This is a genomic window from Komarekiella delphini-convector SJRDD-AB1 (assembly GCF_014831675.1).
GTDB lineage: Bacteria > Cyanobacteriota > Cyanobacteriia > Cyanobacteriales > Nostocaceae > Komarekiella.
On sequence record NZ_VJXY01000106.1, the window covers coordinates 1 to 8619 of the forward strand.

Sequence of the window (8619 nt, forward strand, 5' to 3'; positions counted from 1 at the left end):
TCTTGCAGTGTGCTGCGCTCAATCGCATGATTCATTTAGGTAAACCAGTTAGCTACAAAGTGGAAAATTAATTCGCCCTTCTATTGAGTGAAGTTTATCTTTTTTCCGTTTCATGCAACAAAGCCATTTAGGTGCAACATTTACAGTCTGTTTGCCATTGATAACGACTGAGTCTGAACAAACCAGCAAATTACAGCCAACTGGGGTGCAAGTGAATTTTAGGGGACTGCGTGTTTTAGTCGTGGATGATCAAGCTTCTATAGGGGAATTGATAGCTTACATATTAGGGGATTTAGGAGCCGTGGTTACTGTAGCGACATCAGCCTTTGAGGCACTTGCAGCTTTGCAGCAACAACTGCCAGATCTTCTGCTTTGTGATATTGTAATGCCGGATATGGATGGCTATATGCTGATACAGCGGGTGCAGGTTTTGTCATTAGAACAGGGAAAGCAAATACCTGCAATTGCTTTGACTGCTCATGCTGGAGAGTATAACCAGCAGCAGGCGCTCGCTGCTGGTTTTCAGATGCATATTTCTAAACCTGTGGAATTAGAGCAATTAATTAGGGCGATTGTCAGTTTAGTCGGGCAACAATAGCAATATATAAAATATGAGCTATTAACCTGGAAAGATGCCATAACTGCTCAAGAGATGCTTCCAGAAGTTTGGTGTTATGACCCTCGCTCTTTTGTGAAAATTTGGGCTTTATTCAGGTTAATATTAACCATCATCGGCTAGCTAATCAGAAGTAATCATAATCTATCTTATGTCTGCTAGTTAGAGTACTCGATATTTATAAGTATTATAAATTACATAAGTTTCCGCGATCGCTATTTGGAGAAAAACTTTTTGGTTTACTGATAAAACCTTCTGACTTGAAAATCAAACTTCGGCTTAAATCCAAGAAGGATATGTGGCTGTTGTCGTTGAATGGCGACACAGCCGAAACAAAATATTGATTACAGGTTTAAATTGCGGCCGGAACAGGTTCAACACTAACTTGATAACCAAGTTTTTCCAGGCGTTTAATCAAACGTTTCTTGACACTTTCCGGTCGTTGTTTGTCGAAATAATCAACTCCTAAATCTTTATAAGGTTCTTGACATGATATTAGATGGTAAGCGATCGTTAAAATAGAATGTGCAACAGCAACAGCTGCGCGTTTTTTGCCTCTTCGCCCACTAATACGACGAAACTGAGCAGCAAGGTAAGTTTTAGTATGGGCTAGAGCGTGAGCGGCTTGAACCAGAATTGTTCGTAAGGAGCGATTGCCTTTACGGGTACTAGTTGAAAGCGTTTTCCCACCACTTTCATAGTTACCAGGAGCAACTCCAGCCCAAGCAGCCAAATGCTGGGCACTTGGGAAACGGCTCATATCGATGCCAATTTCAGATACAATAATTTCCGCAGTTCGACGCGCGATACCTGGTATAGTATCTACTAACTCTACCGCTTGCTCAAAAGGGCGACAATATTCCTCAATTTGTTGGTCAAAACATTGAATTGTTTCGTCTACGCTATCAATTTGACACAGTAGCTGTGCGAGAATAAATCGTTGATGAGGACGAACTCTACCTAAGAGTGCTTGAATCAGTAAATCATGCTTTTTTCGCATGGTTCCTTTTGCCAAGTCCGCCATCAGTTCAGGACTAGCGCTACCTTCAACAATCGCAGCTAGCATTGCTCGTCCTGACACACCCATTACGTCACTGGCAACTGAGGCAAGTTTGATATTAGCAGCTTCAAGCACTTTTTGGACTCGATTCACCAAGTTAACTCTTTCTCGAATAAAATTGCTACGATGACGAGTTAAATCGCGCAAATCTCTTTGCTCCACAGGGGGAATAAAACTCGCACGTAACAACCCATGTTGTAGTAGTTCGGCAATCCACTGCGAGTCTTTGATGTCTGTTTTGCGTCCTGGCACCGCTTTTATATGACGGGCATTAACTAACATAACTTCAAAGTTTCCTTCTAGGATATTAAATACAGGTCGCCAATACTCTCCAGTACTCTCCATTGCTACATGAGTACAATTGTGACTTGTTAACCAGTCAGAAAGTTTTAACAAGTCCTGAGTCATTGTAGTGAATGTACGTATTTCCTTGTGCCATCCGGACGAAGACTTTGGAGTAATTACACAAGCTACCACTGTCTTTTTGTGTACATCTAGTCCTGCACAACGATTGTAGACTACCTGCATATCTGTTGAGCTACTACAACTTTCAAAATTGATAGGGGGCTAATACGTGGATATCTAAATAGTAGATTCTGACTTGCGTGCTCACTAAAACCAAAAAATTGCTCAGTGGCGACAATTGGTAATTCCTCTCGATATCCAGGTTAGACTGCCCTTCAGGCTCTGGTGCTCTAATAAGGAAACAACCTCGCTTGTATCAGCCTTATCTTGGAAGTTACCACATTTTCATTCATGGTAATGAAATTTTTTCATTGGGACTGCCCTCTGCCCTCAGCATAGCTGCCTTCTTCAATTGAAGTCTTGCCCCTTAATTGACCGATGTTAATATACTCTCAAGCCGCAACAGTTGTATTTTTTTCTTGGTTGGAATTTACTTTCACAGAGACTTCTGACTCTACTTCCAAACAGCGGACTAATTCCCTAACTACATCGGTCGCTGGTCTTCCGGTCGTTGCACAGTAGTTATCAAGTTTCCTTTTCTCCTCTAGGGCAAGATTTACTGTAATTCTTTTGGCCACCCATTTTTTACTCATAGCTTATTGTTACCCATAACAAATTCTCTCCCTATAGAAAAAGTATCTCTTTTCCAAATGTTAATGTGCTGACAATAAATATAATCTAGCAAATATGCAGCAAACAAAAGGACATTGATATCCATAAGAAACACACTAATTTACATAGGGTATTCTCCTAACATCATATTTGCTATCTTATCTGGAGAAATATTTCTAAAGATACATTTAATTGTGCTGGTCAAAAGAAGCAGGGGAGCAGGGGGCAGGGGAAAGACAACAGACGGAGCTTATACTCCGCCCCAGTTCAAGCGTCCTAGAAGTACGGGGCTTTTCTCTACGAGACGCTCCGCTGCGCGAACATACCCATGTTCCGCAGAGCGCTCCACGCAGAGTGTTGGGCTTGCTCCCCTCGCTCGCGAGTTCCCTTCCCCTCTGCCTCTTCAGTGGATAGCGATTGCCTTTAGTGAAGTACCAGAATGCAGAGCATGGAGCGATGAACACAGCAACCAGCAGTCGGCTTCTCTTGAGAATTTGCTATATTCGGGGAGATCCTGACCGTGTTTGCCCAGAATTTCTTATGGATATGCGACGACTTATTAAAAAAACTGCCAAGCCGATTCGCAAAAAAACAGACGCAACCCCACCTCCGACCCAAGCGATTGAGATGCCTGAGATTCAGGATATTCCTGAACTAGTAGTTGATTCTGAGCCACATGCATATATGCAAGCATCACAATCAGACTATATTCCCGAAAGCTATCGCCCTCTGCACTCCCTTGGTAACTCCGGTTGGCAACCGTCTGACGTGTGGCGGGAATTAAGAGTGGATGATTTCTGTGGGTGATGGTAGCGCAACAGCCCAGTTCAGCTGACATCGTTTTGGTACTTGCAACAGGATAATGCTGAGTAATTAATTTTTAAAGTAATATACTGAGTAAGTTATACTACTGTTTAATTGGCTACGGATTTTTCTAGGGAGTTTTTATCTTTGTAGAGTAATACTTACAGCCATTTTTGTTGCTGATTTTCTAGGGAGTTATGATTGAGTTGCTTATCTGCAACTTTTAATGTCTAGTTTAAAACTACATTTGCTATAGGATAAATATCTAACAGCATAGAGCCACTACTAGCAATCGCTTTTTCACCCCAACTATGACTTTCGTAACCTCTGATAAATTTATATAAGGATATCTAAACTTTTTCAGCTTAGATACCACAAATTTATTTTACCAAGCATAACTTTAACAGCTTAGCGGCTGTCTTCTACTTGGCAAATCTCCTTTGAGCTAGATTAGTAATTCATACTTAGATTAGTTGCCTAAAATCTCGATTTCAGCACTATATCTAATGTTCCCTTGTTGAGAGTCAGACCAAATCGAAATTATAATCGGCTTACTATAAGCATTTGGGATGGATGCAATCTAATAAAATTTTTCGCAGTATTGGCTGACACTCATTTATACATAAAAACTGACTATACAGATCTTAATTAGAGATAATGGTGTTGTATATTACTGGTGATTTTGATAGTTCAGTCAGATCATCATCTGCATCAAGGGCTTCAGGCTCGGAATCATCTAATTTAAGAGGTTCTAAAAGATTAGGTTCAAAATCGTCATTTTTAGATTCGTTATTGAGAAATAACCTAGCGTGGCAAAACTTACTAGAGAAGAGTGGAAATCCTGTAATCTTGACCTTGTAGCGAAATAATGGTGCAGAAACTTGGCAAGAAAAAGTTTAAAACCAGAAGCAACATCGTTTGAAGTACTCGATTGTGTTCAAAAAAAATGCCCTTCGTGCGGTCAAGCAATGTGGAATGAATACAATAATCCTCGACATATAAGAACGTTAAATGGGGTAGTAGAACTACAGCTAAAAATTCGGCGATGTCAAAATAAGTCATGTCTCTTGTACAAAAAAGCATATCGACCAGAGCAAGAAGGTTCCCTAGCTCTACCACAAAACGAATTTGGTTTGGACGTGATTGCTTATATAGGAGCATTACGCTACCAGGAACATAGAAGTGTTCCCCAAATACACACTCATCTCGAATTAAAGGGTATATGTATAAGTCAAAGAACGGTCACACAACTAATTGACAGATATGACGAGTTACTTTCTTTATGGCTAAAAGACCATAAAAGGTTAAAAGCAATAGTTAAAAATCAAGGACGGGTGATATTAGCTATCGATGGGATGCAGCCAGAGATTGGACATGAGGTACTATGGGTAATTCGAGATTGCTTATCAGGAGAAATTTTACTTGCTAAAACTTTAGCATCATCAAGAAATGAAGATTTAGTAGCATTATTATTAGAAGTAACTAATACCCTGGATGTACCAATTGATGGAGTTGTTAGTGATGGACAACAATCGATTCGCAAAGCTGTTGGGTTAGCATTACCTAGTATTGCTCATGGTTTATGTCATTACCATTACCTGAAAGAAGCAATTAAACCCATATATGAGGCGGATAGACATGCAAAAAAGGAATTGAAAAAAAAAGTTAGAGGATTACGAGACATTGAACGTAGTGTTACTAATGAAGATCAGGAAATGGTGACTATTATTGAAGATTATTGCTCGGCAGTCCGTAGTTCTATAACCAATGATGGTCATCCACCGTTACAGGGCGGCCGCATCATGTCAATAAGACTAGTAAATTCTCAATAGACTTAAAAATAATCTCATTAACTCCTACTTATTGACAAAGATTTTAGCGATCGCTTTGAGCCTTGGAAAATAATTGAAAATTTTCCCAGAACTAATAATGACTTAGAACACGCTTTTGGTATGCTACGTCATCATCAACGTCGTTGTACTGGTCGTAAGGTTGCCCCCTCATCCCTCGTTATTCGTGGCTCTGTCAAACTTGCCTGTGCCATCGCTACTAAACTTCATTCTTTTACCGCATCTGATTTAGCACAAGTTGATATTGTTACTTGGCTCGAATTACGCTCTCAATTGCAAAAACATCACGCATTGCCAGAATTGAACAGTATCGATTTCGCAGAGACCCCAAGGCTTACTTAGCTAATCTAGAGAGTCGTCTTCTCTAGTGAACTTTACCACACTAGGTTTTTTTTGTGTCCGCGGCTAGTTCCAAATTTGTTGGCTGGCGATTTAGTTCTTGTGAGATCACTTGCCTGCGCTGCTCAATTACCATCATCTGCTGCACCTGTCGGGCATAAGCGATTTCTTGGGAGCCTGTCAGCAAAGGGATACGACCGATGTCTTGGAGGTAGGAACGGACTAGGTCTGAAGTGGGGATGGACATGTAACTTGACTTAACTAATTGATTAAATACGGGGAATTGAGAGGATAACAAAAGCTTTAACACAATACAAGTATGTGCTTATTTAGTTTTTCTGTTTTTCTTCCTAAACCTCGTACACTACTTGTAATGATTCTATCGGTTGTTCTTTATTTCTGTATTTACGTTTTTCTGCATTTGTGTTTATACTTGTAACTCAGTAATAACAAAGTATAGTTTCCTGAGCATTTTTGTATTCCTGCATTCTGTAAATACGATTTTCTGTAAATACAATGATATTTTCAGTTCAAAATCAGAAAGGAGGCGTAGGTAAAACAACCCTTGCCGTACACATTAGTCATGCCCTTGCACTCAAGGGCGCTGTTGTACTCCTCATTGATGCTGACCCTCAAGGGTCAGCCCGTGATTGGGCAGCGGCACGAAACGACAAACCTCCATTTGCTGTTGTTGGATTAGACCGTCCTACTATTCATCGGGATTTACCGGAGATTGCCAAGAATTACGATCACGTCATCATTGATGGCCCACCAAGAGTTACTGACCTTGCTAGAAGTGCGATCATTGCTGCTGACGTTGTGGTTATTCCAATTCAGCCAAGCCCATACGATGTTTGGGCAGCTCAAGAGGTGATAAATCTTATTAAAGAAGCTTCTGTATTTAAAGAAAAGCTTAAATCTGTATTTGTAATTAATCGTAAAATCGTAAATACAGCAATTGGTCGGGATGTAACTGAAGCTCTTGCAAATTACGGGACTCCCGTTTTGCGATCGCACATTTGCCAGCGTGTAGCATTTGCTGAAACTGCTGCTACTGGTCAAACCGTGTTTGAAAACGGTCGAAATGAGTCAGCTATTAAAGAAATTAATGCACTTGTAAATGAATTACTGAAGGTGGTTGTAGAAAGTGGTAGCTAAGAAAGTCAGTATTGGTTCAAAACCCACATCTCACACAGAGCAGACAAATGTTGATGAGTGGGTAGTTAACAGAAATGAAACATTAGAACTTACTCCAGGTGTAAAGTCTACACCACAGCCTGTAAAGATGAAGCGTCTTACTTTAGACATTTCTGAGCAACTTCACAAGGCAATCAAAGCGAAGGCTGTAGAAGAAGGCGTGGCAATGGTTGATCTGCTTAGGGAACTTTTACAAGAAAAATACGGAAATACAGAAAAACAGAAATAAAGATAGGTGTAAAATCCTTAATTAATACAGAAAAACAGAAATAATGAATGTAGAAATGCTAGTAAATGAATGGCACACTTGAAAAGCTGTTCTTGCCCTAGGGAAGCTGGGAAAGCCGGAGGAAGAACAGAGTTACTAATTGTGACTTCTTCTATCTGTATGACGCTCGCAAAGGGTACTCCCCAGTACCCCCGCTTGCCTTAGCTAATAACTTAAAACTTGCGTGCCACTCGCTAATAAAGTTTTTTCGGAAAAATACAGAAATATAGAAGATGTAAAATCATGATTTTATACAGAAATACAGAAAAAAGCAAATACAGAAATCATGTGGAAGTATTAGTAAGTGTTTCTTCAAAAACTTAAACTTAATAGTTAGCTGAGATAAATTGCCGAGGCAAAGCTTAGGTTTAAAGGTTTATCCCTTTGCGTTTTAACATGCACCTCAACCTCCACCCACTAATTTTGGGTTGGCAAACTACTAAGCCCACCATCAAAAATAAATAAAGAAAAACAGAAATGTAATAATACAGAAACAAAGAAATACAGAAGCATTAATGAAATCTACACAACGCCCATCTAAACCACCCAAACAACAGCCAAAATCCCCAGACCCAAGCCAAAAGCTTGACCTCGTTGCCTATCGACCAGCAGAGCGACCCTCATCGGAATTACAGGTTAACCCAGATCCCACTGCTGACGAGCCTATATCTTCAACACCGACCCAAGCCCCGGCTGAAGCTGTAACCGATTTTCCAATCACTGGGCTAGATGATGGGTCGCTACTGGACTCTCGCCAGTGCAGCTAGCTTATTCTTCGGCTTTTTGCTCTCTGGTTTGGTTTGTGTGCCACTAATAATTAACTTCAGAGTAGATCCATTCACTTCCCCTGGAAATTTTATCCTTTCGGCGATCGCTGCCCTCTTCCTTGGTGGGTTTCTTAGCCTGGGACAATGGCTAATACTACGGCAGACTGATTTGACGCCAAGAATTTTTGCTCTGATTAATACAGTAATTGGAATTGTGATTTTCGCCATAATGGTGTGGTTCAATGAGCCTAGTTTAGAGTGGAGTGGTGAGCCCATTCAAGGTTGGAAAACTGCCCTCATCTTTTTAGCCGGTGGCGCAATTACTGGAACAGCCACAGGTAAGGCATTAGATTTATACTGTGGGCGAGTCGAGCAGCAGCTAATTCAAATGGAAAGGGAGAGGGTAGAGAAAGAAACTCTAGAGAGAGAAAGGTTGAACAGAGAAAGAGAAGAGAAAGAAAGGCTAGAACAAAAAATCTTAGAAGCAGAAATAGCAGAGCGTAAAAGGATACAGAGAGGAATGGCACTAAGAAAAGCCGAAACACTTGTGGTTTAAGCTGTTTGCAATTGCTTGCGTAACTCATGCCGGGGTTTGGTCATTAAGGGGTAAGCTTTTGGGCGGCGTTTACGGACTCGTGGTT

The 8619-nt window shown here is 40.6% G+C and carries 11 protein-coding genes; 8 read left to right on the plus strand and 3 right to left on the minus strand.

Going from position 1 to position 8619, the window contains the following annotated elements:
- Positions 1-112: 112 nt before the first annotated feature.
- Positions 113-598 carry a response regulator gene (locus tag FNW02_RS36525; RefSeq protein ID WP_191762370.1) on the plus strand — a complete coding sequence of 162 codons (486 nt, stop codon included), beginning with the start codon at positions 113-115 and terminating at the stop codon, positions 596-598.
- A 370-nt stretch (positions 599-968) separates the two neighbouring features.
- Here the strand turns inward: FNW02_RS36525 and FNW02_RS36530 are convergent, their stop codons facing one another.
- Complete coding sequence (locus FNW02_RS36530; protein WP_191762371.1) at positions 969-2204, minus strand: IS110 family RNA-guided transposase; 1236 nt, start codon at positions 2202-2204, stop codon at positions 969-971.
- Positions 2205-2533: 329 nt separating this feature from the next.
- Positions 2534-2734 carry a CopG family transcriptional regulator gene (locus FNW02_RS36535; RefSeq protein WP_191762372.1) on the minus strand — a complete coding sequence of 67 codons (201 nt, stop codon included), beginning with the start codon at positions 2732-2734 and terminating at the stop codon, positions 2534-2536.
- 445 nt (positions 2735-3179) lie between these two features.
- On the opposite strand from FNW02_RS36535, the gene FNW02_RS36540 reads away from it, so the two are divergent.
- The 3 genes from FNW02_RS36540 to FNW02_RS36550 all read left to right on the plus strand — a co-directional run bounded on the left by FNW02_RS36540 (position 3180) and on the right by FNW02_RS36550 (position 5749).
- Entirely contained in the window at positions 3180-3560 is a 381-nt protein-coding gene (locus FNW02_RS36540) for a hypothetical protein (RefSeq protein WP_191762373.1), read from the plus strand.
- A 965-nt stretch (positions 3561-4525) separates the two neighbouring features.
- A complete protein-coding gene (locus tag FNW02_RS36545; protein ID WP_225226240.1) occupies positions 4526-5389 on the plus strand; it encodes a hypothetical protein in 864 nt (287 codons plus the stop codon).
- A gap of 120 nt (positions 5390-5509) precedes the next feature.
- Positions 5510-5749, plus strand: a complete 240-nt coding sequence (locus FNW02_RS36550) for a hypothetical protein (RefSeq protein ID WP_191762375.1) — start codon at positions 5510-5512, stop codon at positions 5747-5749.
- A gap of 40 nt (positions 5750-5789) precedes the next feature.
- On the opposite strand, the gene FNW02_RS36555 is transcribed toward FNW02_RS36550, so the two are convergent.
- Positions 5790-5993 carry a sigma-70 factor domain-containing protein gene (locus FNW02_RS36555; RefSeq protein ID WP_191762376.1) on the minus strand — a complete coding sequence of 68 codons (204 nt, stop codon included), beginning with the start codon at positions 5991-5993 and terminating at the stop codon, positions 5790-5792.
- Positions 5994-6262: 269 nt separating this feature from the next.
- On the opposite strand from FNW02_RS36555, the gene parA reads away from it, so the two are divergent.
- From parA to FNW02_RS36575, 4 genes are all read left to right on the plus strand, one after another.
- Positions 6263-6904 (plus strand): ParA family partition ATPase, encoded by a 642-nt coding sequence (gene parA / locus FNW02_RS36560; protein WP_191762377.1) that lies wholly within the window; start codon positions 6263-6265, stop codon positions 6902-6904.
- On the plus strand, positions 6894-7172 hold the full coding sequence (locus tag FNW02_RS36565; protein WP_191762378.1) for a hypothetical protein: 279 nt from the start codon (positions 6894-6896) through the stop codon (positions 7170-7172). Before parA ends, FNW02_RS36565 begins: the two co-directional genes overlap by 11 nt.
- Positions 7173-7726: 554 nt before the next feature.
- A complete protein-coding gene (locus FNW02_RS36570; RefSeq protein WP_191762379.1) occupies positions 7727-7978 on the plus strand; it encodes a hypothetical protein in 252 nt (83 codons plus the stop codon).
- Positions 7941-8534: a hypothetical protein gene (locus FNW02_RS36575; RefSeq protein WP_191762380.1), complete on the plus strand. Its 594-nt coding sequence runs from the start codon at positions 7941-7943 to the stop codon at positions 8532-8534. Before FNW02_RS36570 ends, FNW02_RS36575 begins: the two co-directional genes overlap by 38 nt.
- Positions 8535-8619: the final 85 nt, after the last annotated feature.